Origin of the sequence: Dyadobacter psychrophilus (assembly GCF_900167945.1) — a bacterium.
GTDB lineage: Bacteria > Bacteroidota > Bacteroidia > Cytophagales > Spirosomataceae > Dyadobacter > Dyadobacter psychrophilus.
The window spans coordinates 127,577-146,939 of sequence record NZ_FUZA01000009.1 but is presented as its reverse complement, the minus strand read 5'-3'; the positions used below and the strand labels follow the sequence as shown (position 1 = coordinate 146,939).

The window sequence follows — 19,363 nt, the reverse complement described above, 5'->3', positions numbered from 1 at the left end:
TACCAAAGGTTTAAAACAAAAATGGGAGGATAACGCAATCTGCTGTCATTCTCCCACTTACATTGAATTATTTTTTGTCCTGCCGTAATTCAGGTAAAATTCTGATAAATCGAGTCCATAATACGGACAAAATGCTGATAATCGGAATCATTGAGACTTCCCCAACCCTTTCTGCGAATGTCCGCCACAATCGGAAATGCCTCGTTATAAGTTGATTCGCCTGTTTTGGTAAGAAATAAATTAAACTTTCTGCGGTCACCTGCGGCGGGTCCGCGCTCCACCAATCCTTTTTTTTCCAGTAAATCAATGATGCGCGTAACGGTTGGCGGATCCTTGAATGTAAGTTCTGCCAATTCGTTCTGACTAATTCCCTGCCTTCTGAAAATGTGATCTATAAGCACCCACTGGTCCACTGTAAGGTCAAAACCAGCCTCCGTTAGTTGTTTCTGTAAAGCATTGCGGATTTTTTTGATTGTCGTATCTATTTTGAAAAAATAGGCACGCTGATCAGAATGATGCGTCATGATAAGTTAAGTTGAAGCTTTGGGCAATTGAGTATTTGATTACAATTATAAGTCCCTTCAACTATTCGTCTACTAATTATTGCAAGGAAAATTACCGATAATTTTAGTGCATATCAGTTACAATGACCGCTGGATAATCCATATCGACACCACAATAACTGGATCATAGAATTATTTTGTTTCACCTCGAAATAAGACAACATTCGGCGGTGCAATAACTTAAACTAATTGACAGACACTATGCAAAAGTTATTTACCCTACCAATTAAAAGTTGCGCTTTCTGCATGCTTATCTCGCTTATTTGCTGCAATCTGACATTCGGGCAAGTGCAGAAATTCATTGAAGCAGTTCCAGATAACACCGTCCCTGACAACCCGGAAATGACTGCATACATTGCCCGGCTAAAAAAGAACCCAAACATTTCGAACTATCACTTCATCCATTTAAATCCCCTTGCAACAGCTCAGAAAGAAGGCATTCTGACATTAGAAATTCCAGGAAAAGACAAACCCATCCTTGCCGAAGCAAGTGAAGTCAAATATCACTCAGCTACTGATTATGAATGGATTGGCAAAACGGATGATAACCGGGGAACCGTCATTATCCTATCAAAAGCTGGCAGGATTACCGCGCATTTCTCAACCCCGGACGGTGTGTATGAAATATTCCCTGCTCCTAACGGCCTGTATTGTTTGCAAGAAGTTGACATGGCCAAAGCTGGTGACGTCGGCTGCGTTACTACGAATGAGCCTCCGGCTGGTAGGAAAACAGCCGCACAGGAACCGGAGCAAGCACCGCCTGGTAATGTCAATGCTAAGATGAACCCATGTCAGCCGTTGATCAGTCCTAGAGTGCTGATTTTGTACACGCCGAAGGCGCTGGCACTTGTGGGAAATGTTGCAGGAATTCAAACAATGGCTGATTTGTCCGTAGCACAATTTAATTCCTGCATTTATAACAGCGGTGTCACCAGCAATGCAGCATTAACGCTGGCGGGAATTGCTCCACTTAATAATCTGCCAGAAACACAATTCATTACTAATGACCTTAATAACCTTGAAAAAAACTTGGTTGCCCAGGGTTTAAGAGATAGCTATCATGCTGATTTGGTCGTACTCTTTACGGACGGTGAATATCAGGGTGGAGACACGCGGGGAAAAGCACAGACACAAGATCTGGTAAATTCTCAGTCATATGCAATAGTAGAACTTTGGAGTGCAACTTCCCGGAAAACCTTTGCACACGAGGTAGGACACCTCTATGGATGCAGGCATGAGGATACGCCTGGATCACCTGTATATGCACAAGCCTATTGCATTAAAAACGGCCTAGGCATCGTGACAGACAGGACCGTTATGGTCGGGAAAAGTATAACAGATGAGCAAGCCAAAAATCGATTACTTCATTTTTCAAATCCAAATGTACAAGCAGGTGGGAAAGCATCGGGAACAAATAGTGAAAATAATGCAAAAAGGATCACTGAATCCCACACTATTGTAAGTGTTTTCAGACCTAATCCTATTCCTCCCTTAGTTGCTTATGTTGACGGACCAACATCAATTGCTACACCCGGCGGCAAAAATTATGAGGTAACATACAGTTGTGGATCTGCTCCCTATTCAATCGCATGGCATTACAGCTATGACGGAGTTAACTATCTGCCTTCCAACATTACTACTGACATTTTTACCTGGTATTTCAGTCAAACCCAAAAAATATGGATTAGAGCCACGGTTAAAGGCAATGGAAAGTCTGTTTCAGCATTTATTGCAGTGTCAGCCCAAATGCCTAATCCTTATAAAGTCAATGCCTTCGTAAACGATTCATTGGCATCGGAATCAGTGCCATTTACTGTAACTCCAAATCCATCGTCAAGTGAGGTTGAAGTAAATTTCAACTTATTCACAGACAGCAATGTACAGCTTGAAATCCTGGATCAATCCGGTAAGGTTATCACGAAAATAATTGATCTAAAAAGCTTTCTGAAGAGCGGGCGGCAGTCTGTAAAATGGGTTACTGGTAATTATCCAAGTGGTACCTACTTAGCGCGGTTACTAAGGAATGGAGTTACAGAGACAAAACGACTTATAATCGCTAAATAATCCAGCCTATGAAACTCTGTAAGATATCTCACTATTTCATTTTTCTAATTTTACTATCAGTTGGATGTGAGCGTGAAACAACTGTCCCTCATGACTCTTGGGGCTATTTTTCTGTCAATGTAAATGGCAGAAGATGGGAAAAGACTTTCAAAAACGCATATCAGGCAGTGCGGGGAGCAGCTCAGGATTTTGGTGATACAACTTGCAAAAGGGTTTATCTTTACTCTTTGCTTTTTGACTCTGAAGGTGTACTTGAAGAATATTTATACCTTTCGGATATCCCGACCAAGACCGGCCGTTATAGGATCATGTCAGATCGGGATGTTCCATGCAGTGATTCAACAATTGCAACTTCAACTTTCACCGCATTCATCGATTTTGACATATTTAGGGATCGTTATGAGGTTTTGGAATCGGCGGATAACTACTTGCAGATAGATCAATATCAGGAAAGCGGTAACAGAGAAATAAAAGGGCGGTTTCAAGTAACATTTGTTTTGCGGTCACCTCGGTTTTACAACTCTTATGAGGACACGCTAAAATTTACAAATGGTAAATTTCACACGAAAATCTTACCCCGCAAGAATCGACATCTTTAATCCTTTTTCACATGCATTGCTCAACACGAAATGTAAAAAAAGCTCCTGACCAACACGATCAGGAGCATACAACTTTTTATATTTCTAGCCGTTAAGCCGAGTTCCTCGCCGCATTAATAATCCCGAACATTGCCCGCATAATCAGCTGGTTATAAGTTTCAACATCCACTGGCAAGTTCTTTGGATCTTCCGCCAGCATTTGTAATGCGTATTGCTGGATTGTGATCAGTGGCAAAACAATTCTTTCGCGGGTTTTGATGGAGACTTTGGTGACATTGTTGCTGTCCAGAAGCTCTTTTTGCCCGGATACTTCCAGCAACTGGTCCCGGGTTAACAGGAATTCGTTGTACATTTTGTCCCAGAACTCCTTGTAATCCGCTTCGTCGCGAAGATATTTTGTTGCAGGGAAGAATGCTTTCGACAGCGATTGCATTGAATTTTCAATCAATGTTCTGAAAAACAGCGACTTTTTATATAATTGCTTGATCTCCTCCTTCTTACCATCCTTACCCATTTGCTCTATCGCCGTTCCAAAGCCATAAAAACCCGGAACATTCTGTTTCATCTGAGCCCACGAACCCACAAAAGGAATGGCACGAAGATCTTCGAATTTCAAACCTTCATCATCATTTCCCCGCTTGGTAGGCCGGCTTCCAATGTTGGTTTGTCCATAAAAACGCAAAGGCGTCTTTTTATCCAGATATTTTACAAACATCGGATGATTTTTCAGATCAAGATAGGAATCGTAAGCCAAGGAAGCCATTTCCTCAATCAGAACCTTATCGTCCGCCGACAATTCATCCTCAACACGATTTCCTCTGAACAAGTGATTCTCCAGACCGGCAGTAAACAACCTTTCCAGATTGTACATGGCGGTTGTTACAGTTCCGTAATTGGAGCTTATCGTCTGTCCCTGAACAGTAAGCTGAATTTCTTTGTCCTCAATGTCCGTTCCCAGTGATGAGTAAAAGTTGTGGTTATTGCCACCTCCGCGCGCCGGAGGACCACCACGACCGTCGAAGAATGTGACTTTAATCCCAAATTCACGGGAAACTTTTGTTAATTCTTCCTTAGCACGATAAATGGACCAGTTTGCACGCAAGTAACCGCCATCTTTCGTTCCATCAGAAAATCCAACCATAATGGTTTGGTGATTTTCACGATTTTGCAAATGATCCCTGTAATACTCGTTTTCATACAATGACCGCATGATTTCAGGCGCATTGGCCAGGTCATCAACCGTTTCGAAAAGTGGAACGACGTCCAGTGCAAGCTTTCCGCTTTCATCAGCAATGAGGTTTTTAGCGAGCGCAACCACTTGCATGACATTCAACGCGGACGTGTTATTACTAATCACATAACGATGCGCGCCTTTTTCACCATTGTTTTTCTGGATCGTTTTGATCGCACGAATGGAGCCTAAAATATCTTTCGTTAGCTCATCTTCATAATCTTCATCCCGGAGCGGAATGTTTAGCGAGAGCAACAGATCTATTTTTTTAGCCTCATCCCAGCTTTCATAGTCGCTGTATTTCAGCAATGGAATCTTTTTCTCAAGCCTTTTAAGAATATCTTCCCAAGCTTTTCCATGCTTACGGCTGTCCTGACGCACATCCAGACTCGCGAAGAAAAACCCGAAAATGTTCAGTTTAAGGATAAAGTTGTCAAGCAATTCCACAAACAGCCCCTGATGTTTGGAAACCAGCACTTCGCGGGCCTTAAGGAACTCGTCGATTAATTCCTGCGCATTGTTATAGCCCTCTTCAAAAGGACCGAAAATGGTGCTGTTCATTTTGCGCTCAGCCAAACTAATCGCCTCGTCCACTCCTTTGAAAGTCAGCCTGCGCTTCAACTGTCTCAAATCACGATAGTAACCTCTCAACAGTGTTTCCCGTAATCTGGCAGCAACCTGCAATGTGATTTCAGGGTTAACGAACGGATTCCCGTCGCGGTCACCGCCCGGCCAGAAGCCTAAACGATATACATTCGGATACGGCCAGTCATGCACGCTCATGCCGAGTCCATTGATCAGTTTTTCAAGAATGGATGGAATAGCGTCGTAATATACATTTTCCAAAAACCAGCACAGACTCACAGCTTCATCGAAAGGCGTGGGTTTTTCGTGGTTAATGAATGCAGTTTTACCCAATTGCAGCAGTAACTGGTTTACTTCCGTAAAGTCGTTTTCTTTGATTGCATCTTCCAGGTCGTTGATAATTCCCAGCACTTTCCCTGAGTAAAACTGCGTTGGGTGCGCAGTAAGCACGATCCGCACACTAAAATCTTCCAGCTTGGTAAGCAGCTTTTTTCTGAGCTCGTCATTATCCAGGCGATCTGTAAGATAATTTACCGACCCTTTGCCTGTAAGGTCATGGGTCTGATCGAATGCAGCATCTTCCACAGAGTCGAAAAGTACAACTTGCCTTTCGATGTATTGGATAAAGGCAAAAAGCAGATCAGCCCTCTCCTTTGGCGTTGCAGTTTCTAATAATTCTGAAAAAAAGTGCTCTATAATCTCCTTAGGCGACTTTCCCTCTTGAAATCCGATCTCACTTTGCTGCGTTAGTATGGGGAGTAACGATCCCGTCTGAAAAATGCCCCGGTAAGGCAGACTCAGAAAAAGACTATTAAAAATATTGTACTTCGTTACAACCGCGTCCTGGAAACTGTTATTCATACTGGAGTGACAAAATTATATTCTGGAAACTGCAATTAAGGCAAATATACTTCTAAAAAATGGGTTTCAGGCTTTTGGATGGGCTTGTTGATGTGTTTTTTTGAGCTTTTCAATAGAGTTATGCGTGTAGATCTGCGTGGCGGCGAGGTTTGCATGCCCTAAAAGTTCCTTTATCGCGTTCAGATCCGCACCACGATTGAGCAGATGCGTAGCATATGTGTGGCGCAGCACGTGAGGGCTTTTTTGGGATAATGTTGTAACTGCGGACAAATATTTACCGACAGTTCTTTGCACAAAAACCGGGTAAACGGCTTTCCCTGAATTTGTTAATATTAAAATGTTCGTGTCTTCCTCTGGCGCCCGTAATGCCAAATATTGGAAGAGCAAGTTTGCAAGGGATGTAGAGATAGGGACCACACGTTCCTTTGATCTTTTTCCAAACACGCGTATAGTTCTTGCAGGAAGGTTAAGATCATTTATTTCAAGGGACACAAGTTCCGCTAGCCGGATTCCACTTCCGTAAAGCAACTCCATAATGGTTCGATCCCGAACTCCCTCAAAATCGTCGGTGAAAGTATCTGGCAGGAAAAGCATTTCCATGGATTTCTCTTCGACAAAAGCAGGAAGTTTCTTTCGGGTTTTTAGCGCAGAAAGAATTTTGGTAGGATCCTGCGAAACCACATTTTTTCTCTTCAAAAAACCGTAAAAGGTCCTTAATGAAGCAATTTTACGATTAATCGAGGACGGATTCATGCCCTCTTCCATCAAACTGACAACCCACGACCGAAGCATCGGAGCCTTTGCCTCCTGGGGTTTCTCCAGCTCATATTGAAACAGCAGATATTTCTGAAACTGGTCCAAATCCGTCTGATAAGACTTAATCGTGTGGACGCTGGCCCGTTTTTCGAATTTCAGAAAATCAATGAATAACGTAATCATAACAGCAACATACAAAAAAGGGCCGCCTTTAACAAGCGGCCTTTTTTCCGTATGATATGGATATAATAATCCTGTCGAAATCTTTCAGAACACCATTCCCGGGAACTAGTCTTCTAAATGACCGTAAGTTTTTTCTTTGTATACGGCACGCAAAACTTCGAAACGACGTCTAACAGATGGTTTTTCGAAAGCAGTACGAGCACGAAGCTGGCGCATTGTACCAGTTCTTTCAAATTTCTTCTTGTAACGCTTAAGAGCGCGGTCAATCGATTCGTTGTCTTTAATGTTTATAATAAGCATGCTTATAAAATATAATGTTCTTTGAATTGGTTTCTGAAATCGGACTGCAAAGAAAAGCTTTATCAAACAGAAAATCAAGAAATAAGTCATTATTATTAGGTTATTTTTGTGATCATTGCATTGAAGAAAAAGCTTTTAACCGATTAAACGCCCGATATGAGCTCGCGACTGGGAATTATTGACTTAGGAACAAATACTTTTCACCTGCTCATTGTAGATAAAAACGGAGATGCTGTTACAAATATCTTTCATGAAAGCAGGCCAGCGAGGATCGGGTTGGGCGGAATCAATAAAAAGATCATCACGCAGGAAGCCTTGCAACGCGCGCTGGCTGTTCTTAATCATTTCCGTGAAAAGCTGGATGAATTTGGCGTCGCACCCGATAGCACGTTCGCCTTCGGAACCAGCGCCATACGAAACGCCGAAAATCAAGCTGATTTTTGTGCAGAAATTCTTTCTAAAACTGGCATTGCTATCACTGTAATAGATGGAAATCGCGAAGCGGAATACATTTACAAAGGCGTTCGGCACGGGGCGGACATTGGCGATTCCCCATCTCTGATCATGGATATTGGCGGCGGAAGCGTGGAATTTATCATTGGTAATAAGTCGCAAATTTTCTGGAAACAAAGTTTTGAAATCGGCGGACAGCGGCTGATGGAAAAATTTATGCGCAACGACCCGCTTTCACAAGGCGACAGAAAAAATCTTTATAATTATTTTGAAGAAAGCCTGATTCCACTAGCCAATGCGGTGCACCAATATTCCCCCGACAAGCTTGTAGGTTCATCGGGCACATTCGATACGCTGGTTGACATTGATTTCCATTTTCGCGTCAATAACTGGCCGCCCAAAAGCCAGACCGATTTCCAATTGCCCCTGGAAGAATTTTACCGGGCATATGCGCTTATTCTCTCCGGAAATCATAATGACAGAATGCAAATTCCAGGCATGATTGAGCTCCGCGTCGACATGATCGTCGTGGCCGTATGCCTGGTCGATTATGTGCTTAAAAGCTACGGGATCAGGAAGATACAAATTTCAAGTTATGCTTTGAAAGAGGGTGTCGTTGCCGAATTGGTATCTAAATAAGTCCTATCTGTATTTTTGTAACCTCCCTCGAATTATTTGTATGTCCTATCAGGCAAACTTCTATTTTTGTAAGCAAGCAAAACATAAACCAACTCTATGAGATTAATTCGTTATTTCCTCCTTGCAGGGATCGTATTCCTGTTTATCACAACCACTTACGCGCAAAAGAAGAAAAAGAAAGAAAAACAGGAAGACGTCAAAATTGACAAAGCAGTCGACGCTGTGGCCACCGCGGTGAAAGAAAAACTTAAAGACGACAGAAAAAAGAGCCCCAAGGCTTTTAAAGATTTGATTGACACCAGCGCAATTAGTCAGAAGGGAATGATTTCCGTTCATAAAATGGACGAAAAATGGTATTTCGAAATTCCTGATTCGCTGTTGGACAAAGATATAATGGCCGTTACCCGTTATGCCAAAACGGCGGCAGGCGGAGGCATTTTTGGAGGTGAGGAGGTTAACCGGCAAATGATCCGCTGGGAAAAGGGAATGGACCACAATCTTCTTTTACGATCTGTGACTGTGGTTGTTGCGAGTCCGGACAGCACCAAGCCTATTTTCCAGGCCGTAAAAAATTCGAATTCGGACCCTATTATTGGCGTTTTTGAGATAAAGGCTGTAAAAAAAGAACCGGGGGCAAAATCGTCGGTTATTGATGTAACCGATTTCTTTAATGCTGATAATCAGGTATTTTCATTAAGTGCGATTAGTAAGCAACTTCTGAAACTTACAGCATTTAAAAAGGAGGCATCCTATATCGAGAAGATCCGGTCGTTTCCGATCAACACCGAAATCCGAACGGTTAAGACGTTTTCTGTAACACCTCAACTTCTTTCAACTTCGCCAGTGCCATCGATCGGCCAATATTTGCCTTCCGGACTTGATGCCGGCGTTGTTACCATGGAAATGAACACTTCGTTAATCCTCCTTCCTGAAAAGCCAATGCGTAAAAGGATTTTCGATAGCCGGGTTGGTTATTTCGCCAATCAATATGCCATTTTTGGGGAAGAATCGCAGCGCTCTGATACAGAGGTTTTTGCGGTAAGATGGCGCCTGGAACCCAAAAACGCAGAAGAAGCGAAACGCCAGCAAAACGGTGAATTAATCGAGCCAAAAAAACCAATCGTTTATTACATTGATCCAGCTACTCCCGAAAAATGGCGGAAGTATTTGAAAGCAGGTGTTGACGACTGGCAGGAAGCATTCGAGAAAGCAGGCTGGAAAAATGCGATCAGAGGCGAATACTGGCCGGACAATGATACGACTATGAGCCTGGAAGATGCGCGTTACTCGGTGATCCGTTACTTCGCAGCTGACATTCAAAATGCTTACGGGCCTAATGTGCATGACCCAAGAAGCGGCGAAATTCTGGAAAGTCATATCGGCTGGTATCATAATGTAATGCGTCTGCTGCGCAACTGGTACATTATTCAGGCTGGCGCGGTGGATCCGAAGGCACGCACAAAAAAGTTTGACGATGAGCTCATGGGCCAGCTTGTGCGCTTTGTTTCGTCACACGAAATCGGTCATACGCTGGGACTGAGGCACAATATGGGCGCGAGTTCGGCAACGCCCGTTGAAAAGCTGCGCGATAAAGCCTGGATTGAAGAACATGGTCACACAGCTTCCATAATGGATTATGCGCGGTTTAACTATGTGGCCCAGCCAGAAGACAGCATTACCAATCTTTTTCCAAGAATTGGGGACTACGATAAATGGGCGATCCAGTGGGGTTACAGCAATTTTATGGATGCAAAAGACGTGAAGTCTGAAAAACAGCTGTTGAATGCGATGACCAAAGAAGCGTATAAGGACTCCCGCCTGCATTTTGGAACGGAAATCAGCCCTTATGACCCACGTTACCAGACCGAAGATTTGAGTGACAATGCCATGAAAGCTTCCGAATATGGAATCAAAAACTTGAAAAGAATTCTTCCGAACCTTATCGAATGGAGCCGTGAAGACGGAGAAAGTTATAAGGAGCTGGATGAGATTTACAACAATGTAATACAGCAATATCGCCGCTATCTTGGTCATGTAATGAAAAATGTCGGTGGAATTTATGATAACCCGACAACGTATGACATGGAAGGCTCCACTTTTGAAACTGTGCCAAAAACAACTCAGAAAGAAGCAGTTGCATTTTTGAACAGCCAGTTATTCAAAACGCCAACGTGGTTGTTAGACCAAAACATTCTAAGTAAAATCAAACCGGAAACCGGTGTCGAAGCGATTAAAGCATTGCAGGAATATGCATTAACAACCCTCTTCGCAGGCGACCGGGCAGTGAGGTTAATGGAAACCGGAATTTCGAGCAAAAATTACACATTAGACGATCTTTTTTCAGATCTTGAAACCGGCATCTGGGCTGAAACAAAAACAGGCAAAAGCATTGATCTGCATCGCAGGAACCTCCAAAAAGTGTACATCGAAAAATTGGTTGATCTACTAAAACCAGGTAAAGCCAATGTCCTTTCAGTGCCCGTTGGCATTACTTATGGGTATTCTACCCGAGTTGTTGAGCTTGAAAAAACCGATCTGCCTTCTGTTGCAAGAGCGCATTTAGAGAGTTTAAAATCATCGTTGCAGCCTGCTATTGCAAAATCAACGGATAAGATCACCAAATATCATTTGCAGGATGTTTTACAGCGGATTAAAATGGCGCTGGATCCAAAATAGGAAAACGAATGCCAACATCAATGCTGACACTTCAAGAAATTCTCGAAAAACACGATGGCTTTGCACCCGTAATCAACAGTGCAAAGCCATTTAAAAAGCTTGATTTTTCCGCAACAAATGAAGCCCTGTTACAACGCGACTTATCTGAAACCTCCATTTTTTCTGATTTTGTCTTCAAAGAAATGTTGGTAGGAAACGCCTTCGTTGGAATTGGCGGCTACGCCGAAAACCGCATTATTTATCGGCAACGCAAATATTTCAATAATGAAGCCGGCCAACCCAGAAGCATTCATCTTGGAACGGATATTTGGGCAGATGCTGGCGAACCTGTTTATGCGCCATTAGATGCAACCGTACACAGCTTCGCATTTAACAATCATTACGGCGATTATGGCCCGACAATCATTCTCGCACACACATTGGAAAATCACACATTCTACACGCTTTACGGGCACCTGTCCGTTGCTTCGCTGGACGGACTATACGTTGGCAAAAACATTTCAGCCCACCAACATTTCGCAGCCATAGGCTCTTACCCGAAAAATGGCGACTGGCCCCCTCACCTGCACTTCCAGATCATTGAAGATATAGGCGATTTCAAAGGTGACTTCCCCGGCGTAAGCAGTATCCAGGACCAGGAATACTATCTGAACCTTTGCCCCGATCCAAATTTGATTTTAAGAATTAAGGAAAATGATCCGCCTGATTAGGAAGTCTTACTCCGCTCTAAATTCGGTAAGAAACCGGTCAATAAGCCGATAAGTGGCAAAAACGAACAGATCCAAAAGACATATTCGATGCTGGTTTTATCCGCCAGGCTGCCCAAAATGGCTGAACCGATTCCTGCTATGCCAAAAGCGAAGCCGAAGAACAAACCTGCGATCATGCCGACTTTTCCTGGAATTAGCTCTTGTGCATAAACCAGGATTGCAGAAAAGGCTGAGGAAAGAATAAGCCCAATAATGCAGCTTAACACGCCCGTCCAGAACAAATTCACGTAAGGAAGCAGTAATGCGAATGGAGCCGCGCCTAATATCGAAATCCAGATTACATATTTCCTTCCGATCCTATCCCCAACCGGCCCGCCGATGAATGTTCCAGCCGCGACTGCAAACAAGAATGCAAACAGGTAAATCTGCGAATTTTGAATGGAGACGCCGAATTTATCAATAAGATAAAATGTAAAATAGCTTGAAATGCTGGCCATGTAAATGTATTTCGAAAAAATCAGCAGCAGCAAAATACCAATCGCAAACACAATCTTCCCTTTTGACAAATGCGATTCCTGATGCGCTTTTTCTACTTTTTTGGCAGCCACATGGCTCAAACTTTGCTTATACCAGCCGCCCACCCAGGAAAGAATCACAATTGCCAACAACGCCACCAGCGAAAACCAGATCACTTGAAAACGGCCATAAGGAAGCAGAATCAATGCCGCGAGTAACGGCCCAAGCGAACTGCCCGCATTGCCTCCCACCTGAAACAGCGACTGCGCCATGCCATGCTTCCCACCCGATGCCATACGCGCTACGCGCGAAGCCTCGGGATGAAAAACCGCAGAACCAACGCCGATCAATCCAACAGACAGCAGAACAAGATTAAAGCTGTTTGCAAGAGACAAAGAAATCAGTCCAAGTAATGTAAAACACATGCCCACCGCCAATGCAAAAGGTTGCGGTCGCTTGTCCGTAAAAGCGCCGACCACGGGTTGAAGCACCGAAGCGCTCACCTGAAATGTAAATGTAATCAGCCCGATTTGTGTAAAATTAAGTTGGAAAGACTCCTTTACCATTGGATAAATGGAGGGAATCAAAGATTGCATCGTGTCATTTAATAAGTGACAGAAGCTCAAAGCAAGCAATATTGGGAAAACTGTTTGCGAAGTATTTATTGCTGGATTTGCATCGACAGCAAGGGAATTTTGTTCAATAGGTTTCATGCTTACTTCCGGTGAATCGTCGTTGCGGCAGATTGCGCACCAGCTAAAATTGTTATATCTGCGATCGTAACCCGGCTCGGGGCATTCACCGCGTAGAGAATGGCGTCAGCAATGTCAACAGCCTGCAAGGGGTCAAAGCCCTGATATACTTTTTCGGCTCGGTCTTCATCACCTTTAAAGCGAACCAGTGAAAATTCCGTTTCCACAGCGCCGGGCGCAACATTGGTAACCTTAATGCCATGCTGTGTCAATTCGAGGCGCATTCCTTCACTAAGCACTTCGACGGCAGCCTTAGACGCGCAGTAAACGGCACCATTAGCGTAAGTTTGCTTTCCCGCAATCGAACTGATATTAACAATGTGTCCCGCTCCTTTTTCAAGCATAAGAGGAATTACCGCTTTTGAAACATAAAGGAGGCCTTTCACATTTCCGTCGATCATTGCGTCCCAATCCTCTGTGTCGCCCTCATCCAATGCCCCCATTCCATGCGCATTTCCGGCATTATTTACCAGAATATCGATATTTTTCCAATCGTCCGGCAGCGATCCGATCATCGCGAGCACAGCACCTTTATCACGCACATCAAAAACAAGTGTGGTAACTTTGACTTTGCCGGATAATTCGGCAGAAACTTCATCTAAACGCTCCTGGCGGCGACCGCAAAGGATGAGATCAATTCCGGCATCAGCAAATAACTGCGCAGTCGCCTTTCCAATTCCGGATGTAGCTCCGGTAATCAATGCAATTCGAGACATTATAAAATCAAATTCGTCAATGGATGTGAACTTCCTCAGACGCTCACTTTCTATTTTTCGGAATGTTCAAACTGCTGAACTTCCCTTTTTCAAGCTGCGCAGCCTGGCTAAATAGCTGAACTGCTTGCTGATAAACGTTATCAGTTGGATTTAATACCTGAAAGATCTCGTTATTAAGCCCGCTTTTCTGCTTCCTACCCCAAACGTACCGCCCGATTATCGCCTTCGTTTGTGATGTAATAATAGGTTTAGAAAGCGTCAATTCCTTCTCATTTGGCTTAATTCCAGATTTGGAAGCGTCTTTTACCATTTCCGCAATCATCGCATCGGTTATCTGGAACGAGGTCAGGAATTCATTAAACGACTGTTTTTCAAGCTTTTTCTGATTGTCATTCGCATAACGCAGCGCGTATTCACGGATAATGTTTTTAGAATAAAGCTCAAATAAATATTTGCTGTTCAGAAGCGTGTCTTTTGGAACAAAAATATCAGGCGTAATGCCGCCGCCGCCGTAAACGATCCGGCCGCCGTCCGTTTTATAGATTTTGCTTTTATCAAATTTAATGCTGTCCGCATTGAACAACTCGCCGCTTTCGTAACGATGTGAAAGATCCTGGCTGTAATCCTCTCCTTTGCCTAGCTCATAAGGTTTTTGAATGCTCCGGCCGCTTGGCGTGTAATATCTCGAAATTGTCAGACGAAGTTCCGAAGCATCCGAAAGCTTGATTGGCATTTGCACCAAACCTTTTCCGTAAGACCTTCTTCCAACCACCAATGCGCGGTCGTGATCCTGTAATGCGCCCGCTAAAATTTCAGATGCTGACGCACTTCCTTCATCCACAAGAACGATTAATGGCCCTTGCTCAAAAAGTCCATCCACATGTGAACGGGTTTTTCTGTCAAACCGGCTGTCTTTTCCTTCCGTGTAAACCAAAAGCTTGTCGCCGGCAATAAATTCATCAGCCATGCTTGTCGCACGCTCCATATAACCACCAGGATTTCCTCGCAGATCCAGGATCAGGTTTTTTAAGCCATTCGCTTTCAGCGTTTTTAATGCTGATTTAAATTCATCATAAGTGGTTTCTGAGAAACGGCTCACTTTAATGTAACCAATCTCCTGATCCACCATATAAGAGGCGTCCACCGAATAAGTTGGGATGCGATCGCGAACAACGGCAAAGTTCATTTTTTCATTTAATCCAACCCTTTCAATAGCCAGATCAACCTTAGTGCCCCTTTTACCACGTAACAGTTTGTAAACCTGCGCATTAGTAACGCCAGGACCTGAAAGGTTCTCTTTATTAACTGAAATAATGCGATCCCCGCTCTGGATTCCCGCAGCTTCCGAAGGACCGCCGCTCAATGGCGTTACCACATAAACGGTGTCATTATAGATGTTGAATTCCACGCCGATCCCGTCGAATCCGGAATCCAGCTGCGACCTGGCAGCCGTAGCTTCATCCGTGTTGAAATAGGCCGTGTGCGGATCCAGCTTTTCCAGCATTTTTGAGATAGAAAAATCCACAAGCTCCTCAGTATTAACTGAATCCACATAATTATTTTCAACGAGCATGAGCACTTCGCGATATTTGGCGTAACCCTTTGCAACGTCGGAAAGCTTGCGGCCTCCGCTAAAAAAAGTGCTTCCCAACAGCACGCCGGCAGCCAACGTAATGGCTATAATGATAGGCAGGCGAACCACAGAACGGGAATTATGAATCGGATTAGGAGATTTTTGTTGATTCATGCCAATAAAATATTTGAAAGCGTTGTATGAATGCCGGTTGCAGTTGGCACATTTTTCTAACGTGAAGTAAGCAATTTTGGTTGCCTAAAGCAAATGGATCGGCGGTGATTTATAACATATTAGTCCGGCTTTTGACGTTAGACAAATGCCTTTAAAGACTCCGGATTGCGCATTGTCTCTAGATTAATGCACTTCGCTGGATCCTGTCCCATCAAAATACGCTTCATAGGTGCCTCCATTTTTTTCCCGTTGATCGTATAGGGAATGTCGCTCACCTGCTCAATGGTGTCGGGCACATGACGGGGGCTGTATTCCTTGCGTAACACGTCCTTAATGTGCTGTTTCAGCTCGTCCGTAAGGGTTTTATCCCTGCTAAGCACCACGAATAACGAGATCGTGCCTTCGCCATTTCCTTTTTCAAGATACACGGCCAGGCTGTCTTTCACATCCGGGATGCTCTCCACGGCCCGGTAAATTTCGGCGGTCCCGATCCGCACACCTCCCCTGTTTAATGTTGCATCCGAACGGCCATAGATAATCACCGAATTACGATCCGTAACCTTGATCCAGTCGCCGTGACGCCATATATTAGGATACATTTCAAAATAACTGCCAAGATATTTTTCGTCGTCTTCATCGTTCCAAAAATAAATGGGCATAGAAGGCATAGGCTGCGTGATCACCATTTCGCCAAGTTCGTCGATGAGCGGTTTTCCATCTTCACTATATGCTTCGATCCGGCAGCCGAGCATACGACATTGTATTTCGCCCGGATAAACAGGCAGGATCGGGCAGCCGCCTACGAAAGCGCTGCAAACATCCGTTCCACCGCTAAGTGAAATGAGCCAGACGTCTTTTTTGACATATTTATAGATCCATTCGTATGCTTCCGGCGGCAGTGGCGAACCGGTTGAACCGATCGTTTCCAATGCGTGCAAATTTTCCGAAGTAATGCTGACACCCGCTTTCATGGAAGCAATAAAATAAGCTGCACCACTTCCAAAATGGGTTATTTTGGCCTTTTCGGCTAGCGTCCAGAGCGTTTGTGAAGAAGGAAAAGCCGGTGCGCCGTCGTAAAGCACAAGCGTTGCGCCGCATAGCAGCGACCCCAATGCATAGTTCCACATCATCCAGCCAGTAGTAGAATACCAGAAATAACGGTCGCCGGGTTTAACATTCTGATGCAGGATCAATGCTTTGTGGTGTTCGATCAGGCAGCCGCCTACGCTATGCGTAATCGCTTTTGGCTTGGCCGTGGTTCCTGATGAGTAAAGGATCCAGATCGGGTGATCGAAAGAAAGCGGTTCAAAATCGATTCCAAAGTTTTCAAGGTGCAGAATGTCCTCCCAGGAAGTAAGCCGTTCCGGGCGGTTTTCTGCATTGATATTATTTATTAAAACTGTGTCTTTAACACTTGGTAATGAAAAAGATAGCTCTTGCGCAAATGGTGTGATATCGTACGTTTTCCCATTATAAAAATACCCATCTGCTACAAAAAGCACTTTTGGCTCAATTTGTGAAAAACGGTCTGCAATGGCTGTTTTTCCAAAATCCGGTGAACAGGAAGACCATACGGCGCCCACGGCATTTGTCGCGAGGAATGCAACCACCGCCTGCGGAATGTTAGGCAAAATCGCCGCCACGCGATCACCAGGCCGCACGCCCCGCTGTTTGAGCCAGGCAGCCACCGCGGCAACCTCCGTTTCAAGCGTTTCCCAGGAAATTTCGGTTAATGCAGATTGTTCTGACTGGAAAATAATGGCCGGACGATCCTTTGTTTTATTTCTGAAAACATGCTCGGCATAGTTGACTTTAGAACGCGTAAACCATTTTGTACCGATCATCCCATGCTTCGGCCTTTGCAAAACTTCCAGGTATAGATCATGGGATTTTATATTGAAGTAAAGCCACAAACTCTCCCAGAAATCTTCCAGGTCCGTCACAGACCAATCCCAAAGGTCATGGTAGGAGCGGAAATAAAGGCCTCTTTTGACAAAAAGCCAATCCATGTACTTTTTGAGATTGGATTGCTCCAGAAGCGCTCTTCCTGGTTTCCATAATGGTTGAGGCAGCACGTCGGTAGACATATTTTAAATCATTATAGGTGAAGGTTAGGTCATGGAAAAAGGCGTTTGCGACGCATTTAACCAATAGTATTAATAAACGTTCGGTTACGAAAAATGGCATAAGCCGAAGTGAAAATATTTACTTAAAAATTTACTGTATCTTTGTACCCTTAAATAAAACACTTAGTACTCTGATCATCAGATACGTTGATCGGCTGGTTTTAGTGGCAGTTTTGCAATTACATCCAAAGAACCGCCTGATCAGTACACGGCAAATAGTAAGAGGAAACAAAAATCCAGTAGTGATACTGCATTCCTAATGAGAAAAAGAACATCAACACCCTCGAAGGCGCCAAGAGCTTCGCAGCCTTCGACCAGCGGACAAAAAACTTTCCGCAAGTCTAACGACGGCACAGGCCATCCTTTCAAAAAAGTTCGGCCCGAAGCAGAAAGCCGCTTCAGTAAGCCAAGCATCAAAAAGTCAAGTTTTAGAGTTGCCAGTGGTAATGCAGACAATGCAGGCCAAAAAGCACGCCCAAATTTCGACCACGAAAAAGGCCCGAGCGACAGACCACGCTTTGATAAGCCACGTTTTGACAAACCACGTTTTGATAAGCCAGGATTCGACAAGCCGGGTTCAGATAGGCCTCGTTTTGATAAGCCGGGAAATGACAGACCAAGATTCCCGAAAAAAGACGGGGATTTCCGCGGCGAGCCAAAGAAAGATTTCGGACAAAGAGAAAGACCATCTGGCGACAGGGAGTTTAAACCTCGCTTTGACAGACCTGCACGTGAAGGTGACAGACCACGTTTCGAAAGAAACGCCGATCGCCCCACTCAATCCGGAGAATCACGCCCATTCCGTGGAAGAGAAGAATCCGCACCAAGGGAAAGGCCGGTTGGCGACAGAGAATTCAGGCCTCGTTTTGAAAGACCATCACGCGAAGGTGACAGACGCGATTCCAGGTCTTCAGGTGATCGCCCATATGACCGTCCAAGCAGAGACGGCAAGCCGGAATTTAAAAAAAAAGATGAAACCGGGCGCGTAGAACGCGATAGTTTTCCAAAACCGTCCCGTGATGAAAATCCGGAACAGGCAGCAGATCGCAGCGGACTGGATAGAAGAGTTGGACGTTTTGAAAGTGCCCCGCGTTATAACCTTTCCAGCTACGAAAAGAAAGCAGCACCAAAACGGAAAGAAAAAGATAAGGAAGAATCCGCTTTGATCCGTTTGAACCGATACATTGCGAACGCGGGCATATGCTCACGCCGCGAGGCAGATGATTTGATTTCTTCGGGACAAATTTCTGTAAACGGAAAAACGATCACAGAAATGGGTTACAAAGTAATGCCTACTGACGTTGTGAAATACGGCAAGAAGGCATTGAACCCGGAGAAAATGGTTTATATTTTAATCAATAAGCCGAAGGATTACATTACGACAACAGACGATCCGGAGGAACGCAAAACCGTGCTTGACCTGATTCAGGGAGCTTGTGCTGAGCGTGTATATCCTGTTGGTCGTCTGGACAGGAATACAACAGGGTTATTGCTTTTGACGAATGATGGCGAATTGGCTGAAAAGTTGACGCATCCATCCGGCGGCATCAAGAAAATTTATCAGGCAGAACTGGACAAACCCATTACCACGGAAGATTTTGAAAGCCTGCAACACGGACTGGAACTGGAAGACGGTTTTATCCGTCCCGACGAAGTTGGCATTGTTACGCCCGATGCAATGGTCGTTGGTCTGGAAATTCACAGCGGCCGCAACAGGATCGTTCGTCGGATGTTTGAACATTTGGGTTATGAAGTCCAAAAACTGGACCGCACAGTGTTTGCAGGTTTAAACAAAAAAGACCTTCCACGCGGCAAATGGAGATTCCTGAGCGAGAAGGAAGTTGTGAAGCTGAAATTTATGCTGTAAGATTTTTCGAATAAAACAA

At 44.3% G+C, this 19,363-nt stretch carries 14 protein-coding genes; 6 read left to right on the top strand and 8 right to left on the bottom strand.

What is annotated here, in order from left to right; all coding sequences use genetic code 11:
• Window positions 1–89 precede the first annotated feature (89 nt).
• Window positions 90–524, bottom strand: coding sequence for a MarR family winged helix-turn-helix transcriptional regulator (locus tag B5X68_RS25270; RefSeq protein ID WP_082217549.1), 435 nt, complete (start codon window positions 522–524; stop codon window positions 90–92).
• 285 nt (window positions 525–809) lie between these two features.
• On the opposite strand from B5X68_RS25270, the gene B5X68_RS25265 reads away from it, so the two are divergent.
• Window positions 810–2,627: a M12 family metallo-peptidase gene (locus B5X68_RS25265; RefSeq protein WP_170916720.1), complete on the top strand. Its 1,818-nt coding sequence runs from the start codon at window positions 810–812 to the stop codon at window positions 2,625–2,627.
• Window positions 2,628–2,635: 8 nt separating this feature from the next.
• Window positions 2,636–3,226, top strand: coding sequence for a hypothetical protein (locus B5X68_RS25260; protein ID WP_141110409.1), 591 nt, complete (start codon window positions 2,636–2,638; stop codon window positions 3,224–3,226).
• Window positions 3,227–3,317: 91 nt separating this feature from the next.
• Here B5X68_RS25260 and B5X68_RS25255 read toward each other — a convergent pair whose 3' ends face one another.
• From B5X68_RS25255 to rpsU, 3 genes are all read right to left on the bottom strand, one after another.
• Window positions 3,318–5,903 (bottom strand): phosphoenolpyruvate carboxylase, encoded by a 2,586-nt coding sequence (locus B5X68_RS25255; protein WP_082217546.1) that lies wholly within the window; start codon window positions 5,901–5,903, stop codon window positions 3,318–3,320.
• A 66-nt stretch (window positions 5,904–5,969) separates the two neighbouring features.
• Complete coding sequence (locus B5X68_RS25250) at window positions 5,970–6,842, bottom strand: tyrosine-type recombinase/integrase (protein ID WP_082217545.1); 873 nt, start codon at window positions 6,840–6,842, stop codon at window positions 5,970–5,972.
• Between the two features lie 105 nt (window positions 6,843–6,947).
• A complete protein-coding gene (gene rpsU, locus B5X68_RS25245; protein ID WP_026629542.1) occupies window positions 6,948–7,142 on the bottom strand; it encodes a 30S ribosomal protein S21 in 195 nt (64 codons plus the stop codon).
• A gap of 156 nt (window positions 7,143–7,298) precedes the next feature.
• Here rpsU and B5X68_RS25240 point away from each other — a divergent pair, with 156 nt between their 5' ends.
• The 3 genes from B5X68_RS25240 (at window position 7,299) to B5X68_RS25230 (ending at window position 11,620) form a co-directional block, all read left to right on the top strand.
• A complete protein-coding gene (locus tag B5X68_RS25240; RefSeq protein WP_082217544.1) occupies window positions 7,299–8,234 on the top strand; it encodes a Ppx/GppA phosphatase family protein in 936 nt (311 codons plus the stop codon).
• Between the two features lie 96 nt (window positions 8,235–8,330).
• Complete coding sequence (locus tag B5X68_RS25235; protein ID WP_082217543.1) at window positions 8,331–10,910, top strand: zinc-dependent metalloprotease; 2,580 nt, start codon at window positions 8,331–8,333, stop codon at window positions 10,908–10,910.
• An 8-nt stretch (window positions 10,911–10,918) separates the two neighbouring features.
• Entirely contained in the window at window positions 10,919–11,620 is a 702-nt protein-coding gene (locus B5X68_RS25230; protein WP_229208562.1) for a peptidoglycan DD-metalloendopeptidase family protein, read from the top strand.
• On the opposite strand, the gene B5X68_RS25225 is transcribed toward B5X68_RS25230, so the two are convergent.
• The 4 genes from B5X68_RS25225 to B5X68_RS25210 all read right to left on the bottom strand — a co-directional run bounded on the left by B5X68_RS25225 (window position 11,617) and on the right by B5X68_RS25210 (window position 17,438).
• The gene (locus B5X68_RS25225; protein ID WP_082217542.1) at window positions 11,617–12,849 is read right to left on the bottom strand and encodes an MFS transporter; all 1,233 of its coding nucleotides are present in this window, start codon (window positions 12,847–12,849) and stop codon (window positions 11,617–11,619) included. The two genes, B5X68_RS25230 and B5X68_RS25225, sit on opposite strands and share 4 nt — an antisense overlap.
• 2 nt (window positions 12,850–12,851) lie before the next feature.
• A complete protein-coding gene (locus tag B5X68_RS25220) occupies window positions 12,852–13,604 on the bottom strand; it encodes an SDR family NAD(P)-dependent oxidoreductase (protein ID WP_082217541.1) in 753 nt (250 codons plus the stop codon).
• Between the two features lie 43 nt (window positions 13,605–13,647).
• Entirely contained in the window at window positions 13,648–15,351 is a 1,704-nt protein-coding gene (locus tag B5X68_RS25215; protein WP_082217540.1) for a S41 family peptidase, read from the bottom strand.
• Window positions 15,352–15,488: 137 nt separating this feature from the next.
• Window positions 15,489–17,438, bottom strand: a complete 1,950-nt coding sequence (locus B5X68_RS25210) for an acetoacetate--CoA ligase (protein WP_082217539.1) — start codon at window positions 17,436–17,438, stop codon at window positions 15,489–15,491.
• A 298-nt stretch (window positions 17,439–17,736) separates the two neighbouring features.
• Between B5X68_RS25210 and B5X68_RS25205 the strand changes: the two genes are divergently transcribed.
• On the top strand, window positions 17,737–19,344 hold the full coding sequence (locus tag B5X68_RS25205; RefSeq protein WP_082217538.1) for a pseudouridine synthase: 1,608 nt from the start codon (window positions 17,737–17,739) through the stop codon (window positions 19,342–19,344).
• Window positions 19,345–19,363 lie beyond the last annotated feature (19 nt).